Below are 20,455 nucleotides of genomic sequence, written 5' to 3'. Positions count from 1 at the left end.
TGGGGCAACCACCCCGCCGACAAGACAAAGAGGAACGAGACGATGCCCAAGGCCAATCCCCGTCATCCTGGTTTTCCCATCCCCGGTGGACCGGAGCTGCGCGCCAAGGGCTGGCGGCAGGAAGCGCTGCTGCGGCTCCTGGAAAACGTGCTTTCGGTCGGCGAGGATCCTGACAATCTGGTCGTCTATGCAGCACTTGGCAAGGCGGCGCGCAACTGGCCGGCGCACCGGGCTATCGTCAAGACGCTCATCGAAATGGACGAGGACCAGACGCTCGTCATCCAGTCCGGCAAGCCGGTGGGGCTCTTGAAGACCCACGCCAAGGCGCCGCTCGTCATCATGGCCAATTGCAACATTGTCGGCCAATGGGCGAAGGCCGAGGTGTTCTATGATTTGCAGCGAAAAGGGTTGATCTGCTGGGGCGGGCTGACGGCCGGCGCCTGGCAATATATCGGCAGCCAGGGCGTGATCCAGGGCACCTACGAGATCTTCATGCGCATCGCCGAACGCCGTTTCGGCGGCGATCTCTCCGGGCGTTTCGTGCTGACGGCGGGGCTTGGCGGCATGGGCGGCGCCCAGCCGCTTGCCGGCCGGATGGCGGGGGCGGCGATCCTCTGTGTCGATATCGACGCGGAGCGGGCGAAGAAGCGCCGGGAGATCGGCTATCTGCAGGAGATCGCGCCCGATCTCGATACTGCGCTCTCGATGATCGACGCGGCAGTGAAGGACAAGCGGGCGCTCTCCGTCGGCCTCGTCGGCAATGCGGCTGAGATCTATCCGGAGATCGCCCGGCGTGGCATCGTGCCCGACGTCGTCACCGACCAGACGTCAGCGCATGATCTCGTCTACGGCTATGTGCCGAAGGGCATGAGCCTCGACCAGGTGAAATCGCTGCGCGACGACGGCCAGGGGCAATTGATGGCGGCGAGCCGCGCCTCGATCGTCGAGCACGTCAAGGCGATGCTCGACTTCCAGCAGAAGGGCGCGGAAGTCTTCGACAACGGCAACCTCATCCGTACCCAGGCGCGCGAGGGCGGCGTTGCCAATGCCTTCGACATCCCGATCTTCACCGAGGCCTATCTGCGTCCGCTCTTTGCCCGCGCCATCGGCCCCTTCCGCTGGATGGCGCTTTCCGGCGAGGAGAGCGACATCGCCCGGATCGACGATCTGCTGCTCGACATGTTTCCGCACAACCGCATCGTCACCAACTGGATCAGGCTGGCGCGCCAGCATATTCCCTTCGAGGGCCTGCCGGCCCGCATCGCCTGGCTCGGCCACGGCGAACGCACGGCGCTGGCGCGGCGCGTCAACGAACTGGTGGCATCTGGCGAACTCAAAGGCCCGATCGCGTTTTCCCGCGACCATCTCGATGCCGGCGCCATGGCGCATCCGAACATCATGACCGAGCGGATGAAGGACGGCTCGGACGCGATCGCCGACTGGCCGCTACTCGACGCCATGCTGCTCTGCTCCTCCATGGCCGATCTCGTGGTCGTCCATTCCGGTGGTGGCGGTTATGCCGGCTACATGACGAGCTGCGGCGTGACCGTTGTTGCCGACGGCACGGTCGAGGCCGACGAGCGCCTCGACTATGCCCTCACCAACGACACCTCGCTTGGCGTCATCCGCTATGCGGATGCCGGCTATGACGAGAGCCTTGAGGAGATCGCCGCCAAGGGCATCGGGCATGTGAAGGTGTAAGGACCTGGCAGCGGCTTTGCCATAAGCAGTTTTGCACCTGTCACGGCACTCTGGAATCCATTTCAGGATAAAGTACAACGCTCTCCTGCGCGGTTGGCTCGTTGCGCGCCCCGATAAATACGGCTGGTTGGTCAGCTCGATTAACGGCCACGTGCAACACGTTGGCGGGGATGTATAGATAGTCTCCTGGGTGCATCACATCCCGGTGCTGAAGTTCATCGCCACTCCACAGTTCCAGCTCTTCGCCGCTCAACATGTAGAAGGCAGTTTCGTGGCGTTCATGCACATGCGCCTTGGTGCGCTTTCCAGGCGGTATCGTAGCGATACCGAGCCACAGTGCGGTGGAGCCAACCGACTCTGCACTGACGCCGGGCAGGTAATCGGGGCCCTGTTCAGCCCGGTAACCTGCGTCCCCTTTGGATACGAGGGCCTTGCCCCGCGAGAAGCCTGGACGGGCGTCGGTTCGCTCTTCTGAAATCGTCATTTTTCGGTCTCCTCTGTGGTAGTCTGGTCGACCTGCGCAAAGGATCGCAAGAAGACCGGCTGGAGTCCTGAATGGGAGGGCGAAAAGTTCCGAATTCTTCCGAAGACGTCGTGGCCGATAGTGTCGAGCCGCAACTGTTCGCGTTCGGGACATTCATCCTCGACATGGAGCGCGGCGCACTGACGCGTGAAGGGCGGCGGGTCGCAATTGGCCATAAGGGCTTGTTGCTGCTGCACGCGCTGGTGCGAGCGTCGATGCAGGTCGTGAGCAAGTCCGCGCTGATGGAGGCAGCCTGGCCCGCGGCTGTCGTCGAGGAGAGCAATCTCTCGGTTCAGATCGCTGCCTTGCGCAAGATGCTGGGCCCTCAACCGGAGGGGAACGAATGGATCGCCACCGTGCCGCGTGCGGGCTATCGTTTTGCCGCCCGGGTGAATAGCCTGCATCCGGCTGCCGCTGATGCGTCGCCGGAATTGCCAGGTTCGCCCGCGAACCCGGGCAGACCATCGATCGTGGTCCTACCGTTTGCAAATCTGAGCAGTGACAAGCAACAGTCGTATCTGGTCGATGGCATCACCGAAGATGTGATCACCGCGCTTACGAGATTTCGGTGGTTTCGGGTCATCGGGCGCAATTCAAGTTTCGTCTACAAGCACAAGTCGGTGAGCGCCAAGCAGGTGGGCCGAGACCTGGATGTCGATTACGTGCTCGAAGGAAGCGTGCGCCGCTCCGGCGGCCGTCTTCGGGTCTCCACGCAACTGGTCGAGACCACCTCGGCCAGCCAGGTCTCGGCCGAACGGTATGACGTGGAAATGGGAGAGGCATTCGCAGTTCAAGACGCCATCGCAGAGAGAGTTGCAGGTGCGATTGAACCAGAACTGTTGAAGACGGCATCATTCCCCTCGCCGGCGAGGCACACGGGAAATTTGTCGGCGTGGGAGATCGTGCGGCAGGGGACCTGGTATTTTCACCAGGTTGGCCAGCAGACCCACCTAATGGCGCGAGAGCTATTCAGGGAGGCGTGTCGGCTTGATCCCGAGCTTGCCGAAGCGCATCTCTGGCTTGGTCGCGTGAGCGCAGGCATCGTCGCCTATGGATGGAGCGAGCTTCCTTCCGATGACATCAGAGAGGGTTTGGACGCCGCCTTGGCAGCCGTTCGGCTCGACGAAAAGAACCCGTACACACACTATGCGCTGGCGATCTGCAGCGCGTACGCGAATGCGCCCGAGCAGGCGGTCCTTGCCGCCGAAAGGGCGATCGAGATCAGCCCGAGTTTCGCCCTTGGCCACCTTGTCCTGGGGATGGCGGAGCTGTTCAGGGGGAACGTGTCCGGTGCCATAGCGTCACTGGAACACGGTCTCATGTTGAACGCCAATGACCCGCAGAACTTCGTCTGGCTGAATTTTCTGGCGCTCGCCCACCTGTTTGCAGGCGACGGAACGAACGCGCTCGCTGCTGCCGTGAAGGCCCAAAAAGTGCGCCCTGCATGGCGGCCGGTCCAAGAAACGCTGGCCTGCTGTTATGCGGCTGCTGGGCGTCTTGCAGAGGCTCGATCATCGCGCGCGTTGATGAGCGAAATGGAGAACGCGTCAGGCGATGCTCTGGAGCCGCTAAGACAGCGCAATCCACATTGGCAGGAACGATTGGCGGAATTGTTGCAGCAAATCCCGAGCAACCCGCTTCAGACGCCTCAACGTTCCTGACTTTGCAGGCGATCTGACGACCGTTGCTCCCACCGTTGCTGCTGACGGCGCTCGAGCGTTGAGCCGGTCTCTTGGTGTCGCGCCTGCCGCACGTTACAATGCACGCCTCACTGCCCGGAGGCGATCATGACATCGAGCTTCAATGTGCAGAGTGCTGCCGGCTACGAACAGTTGATGGGCCGGTGGAGCCGGCAGCTTGCGCCGTCATTCATCGACTTTGCGGGTGTTGCCGACGGTGAGCGGGTGCTGGACGTCGGCTGCGGCACGGGCAGCCTCACCTTTGCCTTACCGCGCGCGGCCGATGTCAGCGAGATCGTTGCAATCGACTTTTCGCCTGTTTTCGTCGATGCGACGATCCGGGCGAGTTCAGATCCGCGGATCAAAGTCCAGCAGGCCGACGCCTGCGCGCTGCCCTTTGCCGATGCATCCTTCGACCGGGCGATGGCGCTGCTGGTGCTGCACTTCGTGCCGGAATCGGGAAAGGCGGTCGCCGAGATGCGCCGTGTCGTGCGGCCGGGTGGCGTCGTTGCCGCCGCTGTCTGGGATCACTTCGGCGGCATGCCGGGCATGCGCATGGTACTCGATGTGGCGGCGATGCTCGATGGAAATGCCGAGCAGGTGCGCAGTCGCTATTGTTTCCAGCCGATGATGCGGCCGGGTGAGATGATGCAGAGCTTCGTCTCGAATGGCCTCGCGGACGTCCGGCAGACCTCGCTCCTGATCCGCATGGACTATCAGTCCTTCGCCGATTTCTGGGAGCCGATTGCCGCAGGCGAGGGGCCGCTCGGCAAGTATGTCGGCTCACTGGATGCGGGGATGCGGACGAAGCTCGACGCGGCCATTCGCGCCGCCTACGAAGCCGGCCAGCCGGATGGGCCGCGGTCCTTTGCGGCGGTTGCGTGGGCCTGTCGGGGTATCGTTCCGTCCTAACGGCTCGCTACACCACCGTCTCGCCGCCATCGACCACCAGGATCTGGCCGGTCATGTAGGAGGAGCGGTCGGAAACGAGGAAGAGGATCGACTCGGCGATCTCCTCGACGCTGGCCCAGCGGCCGAGCGGCACCTTCTCGCGGATATAGGATTCGATTGCGCCGCGGCCGCCCATTTGCGCGATGAAAGGTTCGTTGAAGGGCGTGTCGACCCAGCCGGGGCAGAGCGCGTTGACGCGGATGCCGTGGCGGGCGTAGTCGCCGGCCATCTGCTTGGTCATGGCGATGACGGCATGCTTGGTGGTCGTGTAGGCGATCATCTCGCGGTCGTAGAGCACGCCCGAAGATGAGGAGGTGTTGACGATGACGCCGCGGCCGGCGGCCCGCATCGACGGCATGACGAGGCGCGCGGCCATGAAATGGGCGCGGACATTGAGGTTCCACGAGCGATCGAAACCCGCGATCTCGACCTCTTCGAGATCACCCGCAACCTGGGCGCCGGCATGATTGTGCAGGATGTCGATGCGGCCGTGGCGATAGAGGATATCGGCAATGCCATCGGAAAGCGCTGTGTCGTCCGTCACGTCGATCGCCAACGCCTCGGCGCTGCCGCCCTTGGCGGCGATCGCCTCGACGGCGGTCGCGGCTGCCGCAAGGCTGCGGTCGACGACGACGACATGGGCGCCTTCGCGCGCCATGATGGCCGCACCCGCCTGACCGATCCCGGAGCCCGCTCCGGTCACGATCGCGACCCGCTCTTTCAGGATCATGGTTTCACTCCCCGGATTTCGTTTTCTTTTCCCGCATCAGGATGCGGGCGGTCAGGATCAGAAGCAGCGAGGCGACGAGCACCAGCGTCGCGATCGCGTTGATCTCGGGCGTCACGCCGCGGCGGATCGAGGCGAAGACGTAGATCGGCAGCGTGGTCTTCGAACCCGCGACGAAGAAGGCGATGATGAAATCGTCGAAGGAGAAGGTGAAGGCCAGAAGGAAGCCCGCGAGGATCGAGGGCAGGATTTGCGGCAGCACGATCAGCCGGAAGGTGGTGAGCGGCGTCGCGTAAAGGTCGCTCGATGCCTCGACGATATCGCGGCCGAGGCTCGCGATGCGGGCCTTAACGATCATCGTCACCAGCGCCATGGAAAACAGGCCGTGGGCGGCGATGATCGAGCCGTAGCCAAGGCCGAGCTGCGGCGGCTGGTCGCCGGGCCAGATCGTTGCCAGCGCCGGATTGACGAAGGAGAAGACGGCGACGAGGGCAACCAGCGTCGCGATGCCGATGACGACGCCGGGCACGACGATTGCGGCTGCAAACAGCGCATCGAAGATCGCCCGGTTGCGCGGCGCCATCCGCTCCATGCCGAGGGCTGCCATGGTGCCGAAGATTGCGGCGAGCGTGGCGCTGGTGAAGGCGATCAGCAGGCTGTTCTGCAGCGCCGAAACCAGGAAGGTATTTCCAAGCGCCTTGCCGTACCAGGCGGTCGAAAACCCGGTGAACTCGCTCGCATTGCGCCCGGCATTGAAGGAGAACAGGACGACGAGCGCGATCGGGGCGTAGAGGAAGAGGTAGACGGAGGAGATGAAGGCGCGCATCAGACGAGATCCACCTGTCTTGTGCCGGCGACGCGGAAGGCAATGCGCATTGCCACCATCAGGATCACGACGACGACGGCAACCAGCGTGACGGCGATCGCGGAGCCGAACGGCCAGTTTCGCGATTGAAGGAAGAGATCGACCAGCGCATTGCCGATGAAGAACACTTTGCCGCCGCCAAGCAGCTGCGGGATCAGATATTCGCCGAGCAGCAGGATAGTCACCAGCGCGACTCCGGTCATGACACCGGGCAAGGAGAGCGGCAGGGTGACGCCGAAGAAGGTCGACACCGGCCTCCCGCCGAGGTCGGCGGAGGCCTCGAGCAGGCGGCGATCGAGTTTTTCGAGGCTCACGTAAATGGGCATGATCATCAGCGGCAGGTAGCCGTAGACGATGCCGAGAAGCACGGCGCCCGGCGTGTTCAGCATCCTCACGTCCTCGATGCCGATCATCGACAAAAGGTTCGGGATACCGCGCGAGCCGAGGATGTACATCCAGGCATAGGTGCGCACGAGCAGGCTCGTCCAGAAGGGCACGACGACGAGCGACACGAGGATCAGCCGGTAGCGCGGGTTCGCCTTGACCGCCAGATAATAGGCGACCGGATAGGCGATCAGCAGGCAGGCGAGCGCGCCGACCGGCGCGAGGATCAGCGTGTTCCAGAAGGCGGCCGCCCGTGTCGGCAGGTTGGCGAATTGGGCAAAGGTGAAGGCTGCCTGATAGCCGCCTTCCGGTGCGCGTTCGCCGAAAGCGAAGACCAGCATGGCGATGAAGGGCAGCACGAGGAAGATCATCAGCCAGGCCGCGGCCGGCGCCACCAGCGCCGCCGTCACCAGGTTTCTCTTCGTGTTCGTTGCCGCGGTCATAAATTCTTCCGTTCGCGTTTCATCAGCACTTCGATGCGAGCGGGAGGGTAAGGTCCCTCATCCGCCTCACAGCACCTTCTCCCCGCAAGCGGGGGGAAGGGGATTTGTGGCACCCGCCCGGTCCCTTTCTTCCGGCAGAAGCAGGAGGGCAGGGAGCTTGCCGCTTGTTCCTTCTCCCCGCTTTTGGCGAGAAGGTGCCGGCAGGCGGATGAGGGCAGTCACATGCCAGATCAAGCCGACTTGAAACGCGCCATCAGCTCGGCGCGGCCGGGGTCGGTGAGGGTCACGGCGGCGCCGAATTCGAGCGGCGTCAGCGCGGCCTCGTCCGGATAGACGATCTTGTTGGAGGTGACGTCGACCGGCAGCAGCTTCATGACGCGGCTGTCGGTGGTCGGTGCGCCGTTGGCGATGTGCTCCTTCATGGCGTTTTCCGGCGCCATCAGATAGTTGAGCAGCGCGTAGCCGGCGGCCTTGTTGGCGGCACTCTTCGGGATCGCGTAGAAGTCCGACCAGATCTCGCCGCCGTCCTTGCCGAGCGTGAACAGGATTTCCGGCATGTCGCGGTTGAGCTGGGCGCCGTCATTGGTCCAGCACATGGTCATCCAGGCATCGGTCGCGCGCATCGACGGCTGGTAGTCGCTGTTGATGGCGTAGAGGTGCGGCTTCACCTTGATCAGCAGTTCCTCGGCCTTGGCGAGTTCGTCCGGCTTGATCGAGTTGAAGGAATAGCCGAGCGACACCAGCGCGTTGCCGATGGTGGTGAGCTGGTAATCGTGCACCATGGCGCGGCCGTCGCCTTCGGTCATGGCGATCTCGAAGAATTCCTTCCAGCTGGTGACCGGTTTCTTGATCTTCGCCGAATTGACCGCGATGCCGGTCGTACCCCAGTTCTTCGGCACGGCATAGGTCTTGCCGTCGACGATGCCTTCGTTGGTAAAGCGCGCCGTCTCGGTCGACGCGTCATAGTTGGGAAGCTTGGAAAGATCGAGTTCGTCGATGAGGCCAAGCTTCACATAGGTCGAGATCGTGTAGTTGGTGGGAACGAAGAGGTCCCAGCCGGTGCCGCCGGCCTGGAGTTTCGCCAGCATCTCTTCGTTGGAGCCGAAGACGTTGACCTCGACGGCAACGCCGGTGGCCGCCTGGAAGGCTTCGAAGGTCGCCGGATCATGGTAGTTCGGCCAGGTGGCGATCGACATCTGTGTGCCGAGGTCGCCGGCAAAGGCGGTGGAATTGAAGAGGCCGGGCTGGCGCGCCAGCACGGCGGTCGCAAGACCGAGGCCGGTGACGCCGAGGAAGTGGCGGCGCGTGACCGAGCCGCGCTTCAGGCGCATCAGTTCGTCCGCGAGCTGGTCGGCGGTGATAGGGGCATTTTCTCTGTACCATTTGCTCATGACGCTGTTCCCTTTATCGTTTGACGTTCATGCGTAGGCGGCAGAACCGGCTTCGGAAGCCGGGCGATGTCAGGCTGGAAAGACGTGAAGCGCGTTCGGATCGAAGGCGAGGCCGACCTTTTCGCCGGGCTCGACCAGTTCGCTGTCGCCGAGCGTGCGGCGGTCGGCCGTCACGAGGAAGTCGCCGAGACCGTCGACCGCGACGGAATATTCGACCGCTGACCCCAGGAAGATCCGGTGGGTGACGGTGCCGGCCAGCGCTGCCGTGCTGACGGCACCGTTGCGCGTCAGGCGGATCGCCTCGGGCCGGAGTGCCACCATGGCCGCCCCCCGTGTGCCGTTGACCGCGGGGGCGGCAAAACGCGTGCCGTTGGCGAGCTCGATCGAGGCGTTGCCGTCGACGGTCGCCGAGATGCGGTTGGTCTTGCCGACGAAATCGGCGACGAAGAGGCTTGCGGGCCTGTCGTAGATTTCCTGCGGCGGGCCGACCTGGACGATGCGGCCGGCATTCATGACGCAGACGAAATCGCTCATCGACAGCGCTTCCTCCTGGTCGTGGGTGACGAGCACGAAGGTGATGCCGAGCTCGCGCTGCAGCGTCTGCAGCTCGATCTGCATGGCGGTGCGCAGCTTCTTGTCGAGGGCGGCGAGGGGCTCGTCGAGCAGCAGCACCTTCGGCTTGTTGACGATGGCGCGGGCGAGCGCCACGCGCTGCTGCTGGCCGCCGGACATTTCGTGGATGCGGCGCTTGCCGAAACCGCCGAGCCGTACCATCTCCAGCGCCTCCTGGGCGCGGCGAGAAATCTCGGCGCCGGCGATGCGCGGCCGCATCTGCTTCAGCCCGTAGGAGACGTTCTGCTCGACGTCGAGATGGGGGAACAGCGCATAGTGCTGGAACACCATGTTGACCGGGCGGCGATAGGCGGCAACGCCGTTCATCGGCTCGCCGCTGATGAAGACCGTGCCTTCGCTCGGCTGCTCGAAGCCGCCGATCATGCGCAGACACGTGGTCTTGCCGCAACCCGATGGCCCGAGAAGCGCCATGAAGGCGCCGCGCGGCACCTGAAGATTGATGTCGGAAACGGCCGTCACGGCGCCATAACGTTTGGCGACCGAACGGAACTCGATGTCGTTCGTCGAAGCGGATGTCACGTCTGTTCCCTGCGGTTGTTATCGGATGTCGCCAGGATCTGCATCCTGGCACTCCACCGTCATTGACACACAGCCTAGTCACCGCGTGCCCTGCCGGTATATACCCCGAGAGAGGTATTTCAACGCAGATTGCTCTGTGTGAGGAGTATACCCCAGAGCAGGAAACACCGGCCGGGAGGGCGGTTTGAGCGTCGATCTCGAAGGACTTTTTCAGGTCATGGCGCCGCTGGTGGCGGGTGCCGCGATGGACGACGATGCCGTCGGCTCTACCTATCGGCGGCTGATGTCGACGCTGATGACCTTCGACTACGTGGTTGTCTTTGCCTATCGCGGCAAGGAACGGCCGATCGACCTCTACAGCACATTCAACGCCAAGGATCACGTGCTCTTCGTCAGCCTCTATCAGGCTGGACCGTACCTGCTCGACCCGTTCTACCACGCGGCGATCAAGAGTGAGCCCGGCGTCTGGCGGATGCGGGAGCTGGCGCCCGACCGGTTCTTCTCATCGGAATATTATCGCACCTATTATGTGCAGACGGGGCTTGCCGAAGAGGTCGGCTTCTTCGTGCCGATCGACGAGCAGATCACCGTCGTGCTTTCGCTGATGCGGCGCGAGGCGACGGGGACTTTCAGCGCGACGGAATTCGCGCTGTTGAAGAAGGTGGAGCCGCTGGTCTCCGGCCTGGTGCGCCATCACTGGGCCGATCTCGGCCGCCGGTTCGATGCGGCGCTGGCGAAAACCGGGCGCAGCAGGCGCAAGGCGACGCACCCGCCGGCCGACGGCGTCTGGCAGCATCTCAATCTGACGGACCGCGAAGCCTCGATCATCGAACTGGTGCTGCAGGGCCATTCGTCAGAATCGATCGGCCTCAGGCTCGGCATCTCCACCGGCACGGTGAAGGTTCATCGCCGCAACGTCTATCGCAAGCTCGGCATCTCCTCGCAGACACAGCTTCTGTCGCTCTATCTGAGAAATCTCGGGCAATAATCCTGCGATCCTTGCACCGCTGATCGGCGGTTCGATCTTCCGCCTGCGTTGCCCCTTTTCCGCTTTTGACGAGCCTACGCCGTCTGGCGCTTGCCTGCGACCGCTGCCCCTGCGTGCAGCCGCCGCAACTGCTCAACCGTCTCTTCGCAAACGTGATCGTTCATTTGTCAAACGCTATTGACAAAAATTTCACACCATGAAATTTCTTTCATTAACGGATAAAAATATCACGCGGTGCAAAAAATATCATGCAGCGCAACAAGAGCCGGGTGGAGACAATGACGATTGGCGGGACGGGCATTCGTGATGACGAAACCAGCATGGCGACACGGGCGGCCTGGCTGCACTATGCCGGCGGCCTCACCCAGGCGGAGGTCGCCAAGCGCCTGGGGCTCACCTCGCTCAAGGCCCACCGGCTGATCATGAAGGCCAACCAGGAAGGCCTGGTGAAGGTCTATATCGACGGCGAAGTCTCCGAATGCGTGGAGCTTGAACAGGCGCTTTCGGCGCGCTACGGCCTCGACTATTGCGAAGTGGTGCCGGACTTCGACGCCGATGACCTGCCGCTGAAGGCGCTTGGCATTTCCGGCGCACAGTTCCTGAAGCGTGAGATCGAGCGTGGCGAAACGGCGCTGGTCGGAGTCGGTCATGGCCGCACGCTTGCTGCTTGCGTCGAATATCTGCCGCGGATCGCCAGCGGCAACACCCGCTTCGTGTCGCTGCTCGGCGGGCTTACCCGCAAGTTCTCCGCCAACCCGCATGACGTGATCCACCGGCTCGCCGAGCGTACGGGGGCAGAGGCCTATGTCATGCCAGTGCCGTTCTTCGCCAACACGGTCGAGGATCGCGACGTGCTCTTCAGCCAGCGCGGCGTGCGCGAAGTCTTCGATCTCGCCAAGACAGCCGATCTCCTGATGGTCGGCATTGGCACCGTCGAGCGCGAGGCGTCGCTGGTTTCGACCGGCATGATCGAGACCAGCGAGATCGAGGACATCCAGAAGGGCGGGGCGATGGGAGAGTTGCTCGGCCACTTCTTCGACCGCGACGGCAAGCCGGTCGAGACGACGCTTTCCGACCGCACGTTTACGCTCAGCCGCGAGGACCTGAAGAACCGCCGCACGGTCGCTGTTGCCGGCGGCAAGATCAAGGTTCCGGCCATCCGGGCGGTGCTCGCCAGCGGGCAATTAAGCGGTCTCATTACCGACGAGAGGACTGCGAGGGCGCTGGCCGCCGACGGCGCATGAGGCGCTGACACATTCGAGGCCACGCGGAGGGCGGGGAGGATCTGCCATCCGGGCCTTAACGGGAGGAATACCGGTGGGGTAGCCGGCAGTCGCAATCATACCCGCAACGGAGGAGAAGACGAATGTACGAGAAGGAGAAGGACCTCATCAGCGCATTCCTGCGTGGGGAGGTGGACCGCCGCGGCATGCTCAAGGGATTGGGGGCTGCAGGCCTGGCAGCCGGCACGGCCGGCACGTTGTTCAACATGATGTCGACGCAGGCGCTCGCCGCCGATTTCGACTGGAAGGCGCATTCGGGCAAGAAGCTGAAGCTGCTTTTGAACAAGCACCCTTACGCCGATGCGATGATTGCCAACCTGCAGGCCTTCAAGGACCTGACCGGCATCGACGTTACCTATGACGTGTTTCCGGAAGACGTCTATTTCGACAAGGTGACGGCGGCGTTGTCTTCGGGCTCGGCAGAATACGATGCCTTCATGACCGGCGCCTACATGACCTGGACCTATGGTCCGGCCGGCTGGATCGCCGACCTCAACGAATGGATCAAGGATCCGGCCAAGACCAACCCCAACTACAACTGGGACGATTTCCTCGCAGGCGTGAAGAATTCCTGCGCCTGGAACGGCCAGCCGGGCGGGGCGCTCGGCTCGGAAGACGCCAAGCAGTGGTGCATTCCGTGGGCGTTCGAGCAGAACAACATCACCTATAACCGCGAGATGTTCGACAAGGCCGGCGTCGAGCTGCCGAAGAACCTCGACGACATGATCACGGTGGCGGCCAAGCTGCAGAAGGACATCGGTGGCATCTACGGCATCGGCGTTCGCGGTTCGCGCTCCTGGGCGACGATCCATCCGGGCTTCCTGTCGGGTTATGCCAACTTCAACCAGAAGGACCTGAACGTCTCGGCCGACGGCAAGCTGTCAGCGGCGATGGGCACGGCAGAATCCAAGGCCTACCACGCCAAGTTCGTGCAGATGATCCAGGAAAGTGGTCCGAAGGACTGGTCGACCTACACCTGGTATCAGGTCGGCACCGACCTTGGCGCCGGCGCTTCGGCGATGATCTTTGACGCCGATTGCCTCGGCTACTTCATGAACGGTGGCGACAACAAGATGGCCGGCAAGCTCGGCTATGCCGCCTTTGCCGCCAACCCCGAAGCGACCGCCTCGACGCCGAACATCTGGATCTGGTCGCTCGCCATGTCCAACTTCTCCAAGGACAAGGACGCCACCTGGTACTTCCTGCAATGGGCTTCCGGTCCGGAGCATGCGCTGTTCGGCGCCACCAAGATGGACTTCGTCGATCCGGTTCGCCAGTCGATCTGGAAGGACGAGATCTTCCGCGAGAAGCTCAACGGCAAGTATCCGGGTTACGTCGAAATGTTCGACGCCTCGGCCGCCGGCGCCTCCATCAAGTTCACGCCGCAGCCGCTGTTCTTCGACGTGACCACCGAATGGGCGTCGACGCTGCAGAAGATGGTCGCCAAGCAGGTGCCGGTCGATGAAGGTCTCGACCAGCTCGTGGAAAGCATCAACCGCCAGCTCCAAGAGGCGGGTCTCGGCTGATAGGCCTCCCAAGCGATCCCCGGCGCCAGCACGCGCCGGGGATCCCGAGATGCCGGCTCGACCGGCCTGTTGCGACCGGTTTGAGGTCGCGCCGAAATCAACCTGAGATGCCGAGGAACTGGCGCGGCGCCTGAAGGCTGCCGCGTGCCGCGTGCTCTTTAAAGACGTCAGGAACGGAGCTCGACATGGCTTCAACAGAAACCCTCAAGAGACCAGCCTCCGGTTTCAGGATCAGCAGGAAGATGCTTCCCTATGTGCTGAGCCTGCCGGCGCTGCTCGTCTGCATCGGCATCCTCATCCCGTTCTTCACGGCGGTCATCTACTCCTTCCAGCGCTACCGGTTGAGCCAGCCCTGGGCGCGCCAGTTCAACTGGGGCGAAAACTACCTCAACTTCTTCACCGACCCGGCCTTCTGGAACACGCTGAAAGTGTCGCTGCTCTATGCCGGCCTCACCGTGACGCTGGAACTGCTGCTCGGTCTCGGCATCGCGCTGCTGCTGCAGCGGCGCTCCGCGGTCAACAACTTCATCTCGATCATGCTGCTTTTGCCGCTGATGATCGCGCCGGCGCTGGCCGCCTTGATGTGGAAGCTGATGACCAATCCGAGCTTCGGTATCCTCAGCTATCTCGCAAGCCTGATCGGACTGCATGATTTCCGCTGGGCGTCCTCGCCGGACACAGCGCTGCTCACCGTCGTGCTCGTCGACATCTGGGTCTATACGCCCTTCATCATGATCCTGCTGCTTGCGGGCTTGCGCTCGCTGCCGACGCAGCCCTTCGAGGCGGCGGCACTCGATGGCGTGCCGCGCAGCTTCGTCTTCTTCCGCATCACGCTTCCGATGCTCACACCTTACATCCTGACGGCAACGCTGTTCCGGTTGCTCGACAGTATCCAGCAGTTCGACATCATCTACGCGATGACCCAGGGCGGGCCCGGCAACACGCTCACCGTCTTCCAGGTCGAGGCCTATCTCAACTTCTTCCAGTCGACCAATGTCGGCCGGTCGGCGGCACTGCTGATCATCCTGTGGGCGATCACCTACACGCTGTCCAACGTCTTCATCAAAAACTGGCTGCGGCTGCGCGAACGCGCACGCGGCGAAGCGTAAAGGAGGGACCAATGGAAACCATGTCTCCGCTCGAACGGACCTTGCGCGGTCTCGCCCTCACGCTCGTCGTCGTCTTCTTCATGTTCCCGATCTTCTGGATCTTCCTGATGTCGTTCCAGACGAACGAGACGATCCTCGCGATCCCGCCATCGGTCGTGTTTTCGCCGACGCTTTCCAACTATGCGGCGCTGATCACCGGCAAGCTGCAGACGGCGGCCGGGACGCTCGACATCGCCTTCATGCGCAATCTCGGCAACTCGATCTTCCTGTCGGTCGCCTCCGTCGCCGTGGCGCTGGTGCTCGGCGTGCCAGCGGCCTATGCGTTTGCCCGCCACAAGTTCAAAGGATCGGAAGACATCGCGTTCACGCTGCTGTCCTTCCGCTTCGCGCCGCCGCTGCTGGTGCTCCTGCCGCTGACGCAGTACTTCCAGTGGCTCGGGCTCTCCAACACTTACTTCGGCCTGATCTGGGTCTACCAGCTGATCTGCCTGCCGCTGATTCTCTGGATCGTGCGCGGCTACTTCGAGGACATCTCGGCCGACGTCGAATATGCCTATCGCATCGCCGGCCATTCCTGGTTTGCGACGTTCCGCAAGATCGCCCTGCCGCTTGCCGGACCGGGCATTGCCGCCGCCGGCCTGCTCGCCTTCATCTTCGCCTGGAACAACTTCGTCTTCGCGCTGGTGCTGGCATCTGCCGACAAGCAGCCGGTGACGGTCGGCGCGCTTGCCTTCGTCACCTCCTCGGGCATCCAATACGGACAGATCGCCGCGGCCATCGTGCTTTCGGTGACGCCGACGCTCGCACTTGCACTCTACGCCCAGCGCTACCTCGTCGAAGGCCTGTCGCTCGGCGCGGTGAAAGGGTAACTCATGACCACGCTGCAACTGAAGAATATCGTCAAGCGCTACAAGAGCCAGACGGTTCTCGACGATCTTACGCTTGACGTCGCCGACGGTGAACGGCTGGTGCTCTTCGGCCCCTCCGGCGCCGGCAAGACCGTGCTGCTCCGGCTGGTTGCCGGCGTTATCGAGTCGGACGAGGGCAGGGTGCTGATCGGCGGCGAGGACATGACCGATGTCGATGCCGAACATCGCGGCGTCGGCATGGCATTCCAGAACTTCGCGCTCTTCCCGCACATGAGTGCCTTCGACAACATTGCAAGCCCGCTGACGGCGACGCGATCGTCGAAGGAGAAAATAGCGGCAGGCGTGCAGAAGGTCGCCAAGCTCTTAAAGATCGACCATGTGCTGACGCATCACCCGAAGGCACTGTCGAACGGTCAGAAGCAGCGCACGGCACTTGCCCGTGCGCTTGTCGGCTCGCCGCCGCTGCTTCTCCTCGATGATCCCTTGCGCAACGTCGACGCGAAGCTCCGCTTCGAGATGCGGCTGGAACTGCCGCGACTGCTCGCAGCGCAAGGCGCCACCGTCGTCTACGTCACCCAGGACTACAAGGAGGCGATGGCGCTCGGCGACCGGATCGCGGTCATGGCCTCAGGCCGCATCCGCCAGATCGGCACGCCGCAAGAGATCTACAACGCGCCCGCCGATATCGAGATCGCACGGCTCTTCGGCGATCCGACGATCAACCTGCTGGATGTCACGCCGCAGCGCAGCGGCGGAGACGTCTTCGTCGAGCTCTCGAATGTACGGGTGCGGCTCGGCGACTATGGCGCCGATGTCGTCGGCAGTCCGTGCGTTATCGGGCTCAGGCCGGAGGCGATCAGTTTCGTCGATGCGGCAGCACCTGGCGCCATTCCCGTGACGGTCGAGGCGGAAACGCCGCTCAACGAAAAGACCGTGACGCTGGCGCTGACGGCACGCGGCCGCGAAATCCTGGTGTCGCGTCCGGCCGGCACGCCTGGTCCGACCGCCGGACCTGCCCATATTGCCGTCAATGGCGCGCAGGCCTTTCTCTTCGACAAGACGAGCGGCGCTCTTTTGCCGCGCGCCGACCTTGCAGCCAAGCGCAATGGAGAAGCGGCATGACCGACACCGCTCTTTTGATCAAGGACGTCGACAAGTTCTACGGCCCCGTCGACTTCGGCGTGCATGCCGTGAAGAAGCTGAACATGGATGTGCGAAAGGGCGAGATCATCGCTTTGCTCGGCTCCTCCGGATGCGGCAAGACTTCGACCTTGCGCATGATCGCCGGCTTCGAGGCGGTCTCGCGCGGAACGATCTCGCTTGCAGGCAAAGAGGTCCAGACGCTGCCGCCGGTGCGCCGCAACGTCGCCATGGCATTCGAGGGCTATTCACTCTATCCGCCGCTGACGGTGCGCGAGAACATCGCCTTTGCGCTGAAGGCCTCGAAGCTCTCGCAGGGCGTCGTCGACGAGAAGGTGGCCAGTATCGCCAAACTGCTCGAAATCGAGGACATTCTCGGGCGCTATCCGAGCTCGATCTCCGGCGGCCAGCAGCAGCGCGCCTCGCTCGGGCGGGCGCTGATCCGCGACGCCAACCTGCACCTGCTCGACGAGCCGATGGGACAGCTCGAGCCGCAGCTTCGGGCGCTGCTTCGCGGCCGCATCAAGCACTTCATCAAGGAGCGCGGGCTGACCGCGATCCTCGTGACCCACGACCAGACCGAAGCGAACGCGCTTGCCGACCGCATCGCGGTCATGGAGGGCGGCGTGCTGCAACAGTTCGATACGCCGCAGAAGATCAAGGAGCGGCCGGCCAATCTGTTCACCGGCACCTTCGTCGGCGAGCCGCCGATGAACGTCTTTGAGGCCAGCGTCACCGGCTCGGAAAGCAAGATGGCCTTTGGGCTCAAGGACGGCGTGCGGCTCGAATATGCGGCGTCGGATTTCTCGCATGCGGTGCGCGACGAACTCATCAAGCGGCAGAAGGTGGTGCTCGGAATCAGGCCCTATTCGGTGCGCCGCAGCGCTGATGGTGTGACGGGCCGCGTCGCCGTCAACCAGTGGCTCGGCGACCAGACCCATATCGCCGCGGACTTTGCCGGCGGCACCATGGTGCTGGTCGAGCACGATCGCACGGAGCTCGATGTCGGCCAGCCGATCGGCATTCATCTCGATCCGTCGAGCCTGCATGTGTTCGATGGCGAGAGCGGACGGGCGATTAGTCACGGACAGGAGCTCGCCTGATGCGGGACATCCTCATCGGCATCGATGCGGGCACGTCGGTCATCAAGTCGGTGGCCTTCGATCTCACCGGCCGGCAGATCGCCACGGCGGCACTACCGAACGCCTATGAGGCCGTAGGCCGCGCCGGCAGCGTGCAGGATCTCGACCGCACCTGGGCCGACGCGGCAACGACGCTGAAGCAGCTCTCCGACAAGATCGAGAACCTCGTCGGCCGTGTTGCCGCGATCGCCGTGACCGGTCAGGGCGACGGCACATGGATGATCGACAAGGCCGGCGTGCCGGTCGGCAAGGGCTGGCTGTGGCTCGACGCGCGCGCCGGCGAGACCGTCGAGCGGCTGCGCGCCGACAGCGGCGATATAGCCCGCTTCGAAAGCACCGGCTCTGGCCTTGCCGCCTGCCAGCAGGGGCCGCAGCTGCGCTGGATGCGCGACCATGCGCCCGAGATGCTGTCGGGCGTCGCTACCACCTTTCATTGCAAGGACTGGCTCTATTTCAAGCTGACGGGCAAACGCGCCACCGATCCCTCCGAGGCGAATTTCAGTTTCGGAAATTTCCGCAGTCGCAGCTACAGCGACGATGTCATCCGCTTTCTCGGCCTTGAAAAGCTGAAGCATGTGCTGCCCGAGATCGTCGACGGAGCGGCGACCCATCACCCGCTGTCGGCGGAAGCGGCCGGGATCACCGGGCTCACCGAGGGCACGCCCATCGTGCTTGGCTACGTCGATGTCGTCTGCACAGCGCTTGGCGCCGGGCTCTACGATCCGGGCACCGATACCGGCTGCTCGATCATCGGCTCGACGGGCATGCACATGCGGCTCGCCAATGGCGCCGACGATGTGCGGCTGAACCGGGACCTGACCGGCTACACCATGTGCATGCCGATCCCCGGCGCCTATGCGCAGATGCAGTCGAACATGGCCGCGACGCTCAATATCGACTGGATCCTCTCGCTGGCCTCAGGCCTCTTGAAGGGCATGGGGGTCGAGAAATCCAAGAGCGAGTTGCTCGCTTTTGTCGACGGCTGGCTAGCCGATGCCAAGGACACGCCATTGATCTTCCAGCCCTATATCTCGGAAGCCGGCGAGCGTGGCCCCTTCGTCGACGCGACGGCGCGGGCGTCCTTCGTCGGGCTGTCGATCACCCACGGCTTTCCCGACATGGTGAAGGCGGTGTTCGACGGGCTCGCCATGGCGGCGCGCGATTGCTACGCCGAGATGGGGCCGCTTCCAGGCCGCATCCGGCTGACGGGGGGAGCTGCCCGCAGCGCCTCGCTCCGCCGCATCCTCGGTGCGGCCCTCGGCGCCAGCGTCCAGACGAGCGAGCGGGAGGAGGCCGGTGCTGCCGGTGCCGCGATGATCGCCGCCGTCTCGCTCGGCATCTATCCCTCGATGGCCGATTGCCTCGGCGATTGGGTGACGCCCTATCAGCGCCCCGCGGAGGCCGCCGATCCGGCGCTTGCCTGCCGCTACAACGAACTCTTTCCCACCTACCAGCAGTCACGCACAGCGCTCAGGCCCGTCTGGCACGCACTCTCCCAAGGTGCGACCGCGGGAAATCAACAGGAAACATCGAAATGAAGAAGATAGCCATTATCGGCGACCGGTTCATGCTGCCGGACGTGTTTCGCGACAAGATCGTCGAGGCGACCGGCAACGGCCATGACATCCGCACGCTCGAACTGCCCTGGCCGGATGTGCCGATGGAGCACGGCTATGCCGTCGAGGGCATGGACGGGCTCAAGGAATATCTCGGCAAGCCGGAGGACATTATCGACTTCATCGGTGACGCCGAGATCCTGGTGACGCAGCTGGCGCCACTGTCGCGCGGAATGCTTCAGGCACTGCCCGGCTTGAGGCTCGTCGCCGTCTCGCGTGGCGGTCCTGTCAACATCGACATGGGGGCCGCACGCGATGCCGGCGTTCGCGTCGTCAACACGCCCGGCCGCAATGCCAACGCCGTTGCCGAGTTCACGCTTGGTGCCATTCTCGCCGAAACGCGGCTGATCCGCACCGGCCACGAAGCCTTGCGCAAGGGCGAGTGGCGGGGCGATCTCTACCGCGCCGATCGCACCGGTCGCGAGCTCTGCGAAATGACCGTCGGCGTCATCGGCTACGGCAATATCGGCACCAAGGTGGTGCGCCTTTTGCGCGCCTTCGGCACCAAGGTGCTGGTGCACGATCCCTATGTGCAGCTCTCGGCCGATGATCTGAACGCCGGCGTCGAGCAGGTGTCGCTCGACACGCTTCTCTCCCGTTCCGATATCGTGACCCTGCATCCGCGCGTCACGGAGGAGACGCGCAACATGATGAACGCCGAGACCTTCGCCAGGATGAAGCCGGGCGCGATCTTCGTGAACACGGCGCGCGGTCCGCTCTGCGACTACGACGCCCTTTATGAGAACCTGGTGAGCGGCCATCTGTCGGCGGCGATGCTCGAAACCTTCGCGATCGAGCCGGTGCCGAAAGACTGGCCGCTGCTGCAACTGGCGAATGTGACGCTGACGCCGCATATTGCCGGTGCCTCGGTACGCACCGTCACCTTCGCCGCCGAAATGGCGGCCGAGGAAGTCCGCCGCTACATCGCCGGTCTGCCGCCGGTCAATCCGTGCTGATGACAGGAGC

General features: G+C 63.6%; 18 protein-coding genes. 12 read left to right on the top strand and 6 right to left on the bottom strand.

Annotation, left to right across the window (positions count from 1 at the left end):
- The first annotated feature begins 42 nt into the window (after positions 1-42).
- Positions 43-1,701: a urocanate hydratase gene (locus tag IB279_RS13180; RefSeq protein ID WP_029742628.1), complete on the top strand. Its 1,659-nt coding sequence runs from the start codon at positions 43-45 to the stop codon at positions 1,699-1,701.
- A 40-nt stretch (positions 1,702-1,741) separates the two neighbouring features.
- On the opposite strand, the gene IB279_RS13175 is transcribed toward IB279_RS13180, so the two are convergent.
- Entirely contained in the window at positions 1,742-2,185 is a 444-nt protein-coding gene (locus IB279_RS13175; protein ID WP_112771140.1) for a cupin domain-containing protein, read from the bottom strand.
- Between the two features lie 71 nt (positions 2,186-2,256).
- Between IB279_RS13175 and IB279_RS13170 the strand changes: the two genes are divergently transcribed.
- Together IB279_RS13170 and IB279_RS13165 are read left to right on the top strand one after the other, a co-directional pair.
- The gene (locus tag IB279_RS13170) at positions 2,257-3,885 is read left to right on the top strand and encodes a winged helix-turn-helix domain-containing protein (RefSeq protein ID WP_192339238.1); all 1,629 of its coding nucleotides are present in this window, start codon (positions 2,257-2,259) and stop codon (positions 3,883-3,885) included.
- A 126-nt stretch (positions 3,886-4,011) separates the two neighbouring features.
- Positions 4,012-4,815, top strand: a complete 804-nt coding sequence (locus IB279_RS13165; RefSeq protein WP_112771138.1) for a class I SAM-dependent methyltransferase — start codon at positions 4,012-4,014, stop codon at positions 4,813-4,815.
- Positions 4,816-4,822: 7 nt separating this feature from the next.
- On the opposite strand, the gene IB279_RS13160 is transcribed toward IB279_RS13165, so the two are convergent.
- The 5 genes from IB279_RS13160 to IB279_RS13140 form a co-directional block, all read right to left on the bottom strand.
- Positions 4,823-5,584 carry an SDR family NAD(P)-dependent oxidoreductase gene (locus IB279_RS13160; protein ID WP_112771137.1) on the bottom strand — a complete coding sequence of 254 codons (762 nt, stop codon included), beginning with the start codon at positions 5,582-5,584 and terminating at the stop codon, positions 4,823-4,825.
- A 4-nt stretch (positions 5,585-5,588) separates the two neighbouring features.
- Entirely contained in the window at positions 5,589-6,407 is an 819-nt protein-coding gene (locus IB279_RS13155) for an ABC transporter permease (protein ID WP_029742634.1), read from the bottom strand.
- The gene (locus IB279_RS13150) at positions 6,407-7,273 is read right to left on the bottom strand and encodes an ABC transporter permease (protein ID WP_029742635.1); all 867 of its coding nucleotides are present in this window, start codon (positions 7,271-7,273) and stop codon (positions 6,407-6,409) included. The genes IB279_RS13155 and IB279_RS13150 overlap by 1 nt, the downstream gene beginning before the upstream one ends.
- Positions 7,274-7,503: 230 nt before the next feature.
- Positions 7,504-8,664: a spermidine/putrescine ABC transporter substrate-binding protein gene (locus IB279_RS13145; protein WP_060582636.1), complete on the bottom strand. Its 1,161-nt coding sequence runs from the start codon at positions 8,662-8,664 to the stop codon at positions 7,504-7,506.
- A 69-nt stretch (positions 8,665-8,733) separates the two neighbouring features.
- Positions 8,734-9,816 carry an ABC transporter ATP-binding protein gene (locus IB279_RS13140; protein ID WP_112771136.1) on the bottom strand — a complete coding sequence of 361 codons (1,083 nt, stop codon included), beginning with the start codon at positions 9,814-9,816 and terminating at the stop codon, positions 8,734-8,736.
- A 244-nt stretch (positions 9,817-10,060) separates the two neighbouring features.
- Here IB279_RS13140 and IB279_RS13135 point away from each other — a divergent pair, with 244 nt between their 5' ends.
- The 9 genes from IB279_RS13135 (at position 10,061) to IB279_RS13095 (ending at position 20,445) form a co-directional block, all read left to right on the top strand.
- Entirely contained in the window at positions 10,061-10,804 is a 744-nt protein-coding gene (locus IB279_RS13135; RefSeq protein WP_164475044.1) for a LuxR C-terminal-related transcriptional regulator, read from the top strand.
- Between the two features lie 278 nt (positions 10,805-11,082).
- Positions 11,083-12,048 carry a sugar-binding transcriptional regulator gene (locus IB279_RS13130; RefSeq protein WP_060516159.1) on the top strand — a complete coding sequence of 322 codons (966 nt, stop codon included), beginning with the start codon at positions 11,083-11,085 and terminating at the stop codon, positions 12,046-12,048.
- Positions 12,049-12,170: 122 nt separating this feature from the next.
- Entirely contained in the window at positions 12,171-13,613 is a 1,443-nt protein-coding gene (locus IB279_RS13125; protein ID WP_034792193.1) for an extracellular solute-binding protein, read from the top strand.
- A 185-nt stretch (positions 13,614-13,798) separates the two neighbouring features.
- Positions 13,799-14,722 carry a carbohydrate ABC transporter permease gene (locus IB279_RS13120; protein WP_034792195.1) on the top strand — a complete coding sequence of 308 codons (924 nt, stop codon included), beginning with the start codon at positions 13,799-13,801 and terminating at the stop codon, positions 14,720-14,722.
- 11 nt (positions 14,723-14,733) lie between these two features.
- Positions 14,734-15,591: a carbohydrate ABC transporter permease gene (locus IB279_RS13115; protein ID WP_034792198.1), complete on the top strand. Its 858-nt coding sequence runs from the start codon at positions 14,734-14,736 to the stop codon at positions 15,589-15,591.
- Positions 15,592-15,594: 3 nt separating this feature from the next.
- Positions 15,595-16,713: an ABC transporter ATP-binding protein gene (locus IB279_RS13110; protein ID WP_112771135.1), complete on the top strand. Its 1,119-nt coding sequence runs from the start codon at positions 15,595-15,597 to the stop codon at positions 16,711-16,713.
- Entirely contained in the window at positions 16,710-17,834 is a 1,125-nt protein-coding gene (locus tag IB279_RS13105) for an ABC transporter ATP-binding protein (protein ID WP_060582640.1), read from the top strand. Before IB279_RS13110 ends, IB279_RS13105 begins: the two co-directional genes overlap by 4 nt.
- Entirely contained in the window at positions 17,834-19,411 is a 1,578-nt protein-coding gene (locus IB279_RS13100; RefSeq protein ID WP_112771134.1) for an FGGY-family carbohydrate kinase, read from the top strand. Before IB279_RS13105 ends, IB279_RS13100 begins: the two co-directional genes overlap by 1 nt.
- The gene (locus tag IB279_RS13095) at positions 19,408-20,445 is read left to right on the top strand and encodes a 2-hydroxyacid dehydrogenase (RefSeq protein WP_112771133.1); all 1,038 of its coding nucleotides are present in this window, start codon (positions 19,408-19,410) and stop codon (positions 20,443-20,445) included. The genes IB279_RS13100 and IB279_RS13095 overlap by 4 nt, the downstream gene beginning before the upstream one ends.
- Positions 20,446-20,455 lie beyond the last annotated feature (10 nt).

Origin of the sequence: Ensifer sp. ENS06 (assembly GCF_014852205.1) — a bacterium.
GTDB lineage: Bacteria > Pseudomonadota > Alphaproteobacteria > Rhizobiales > Rhizobiaceae > Ensifer > Ensifer adhaerens.
This window is presented reverse-complemented; position numbering and strand designations above follow the sequence as displayed.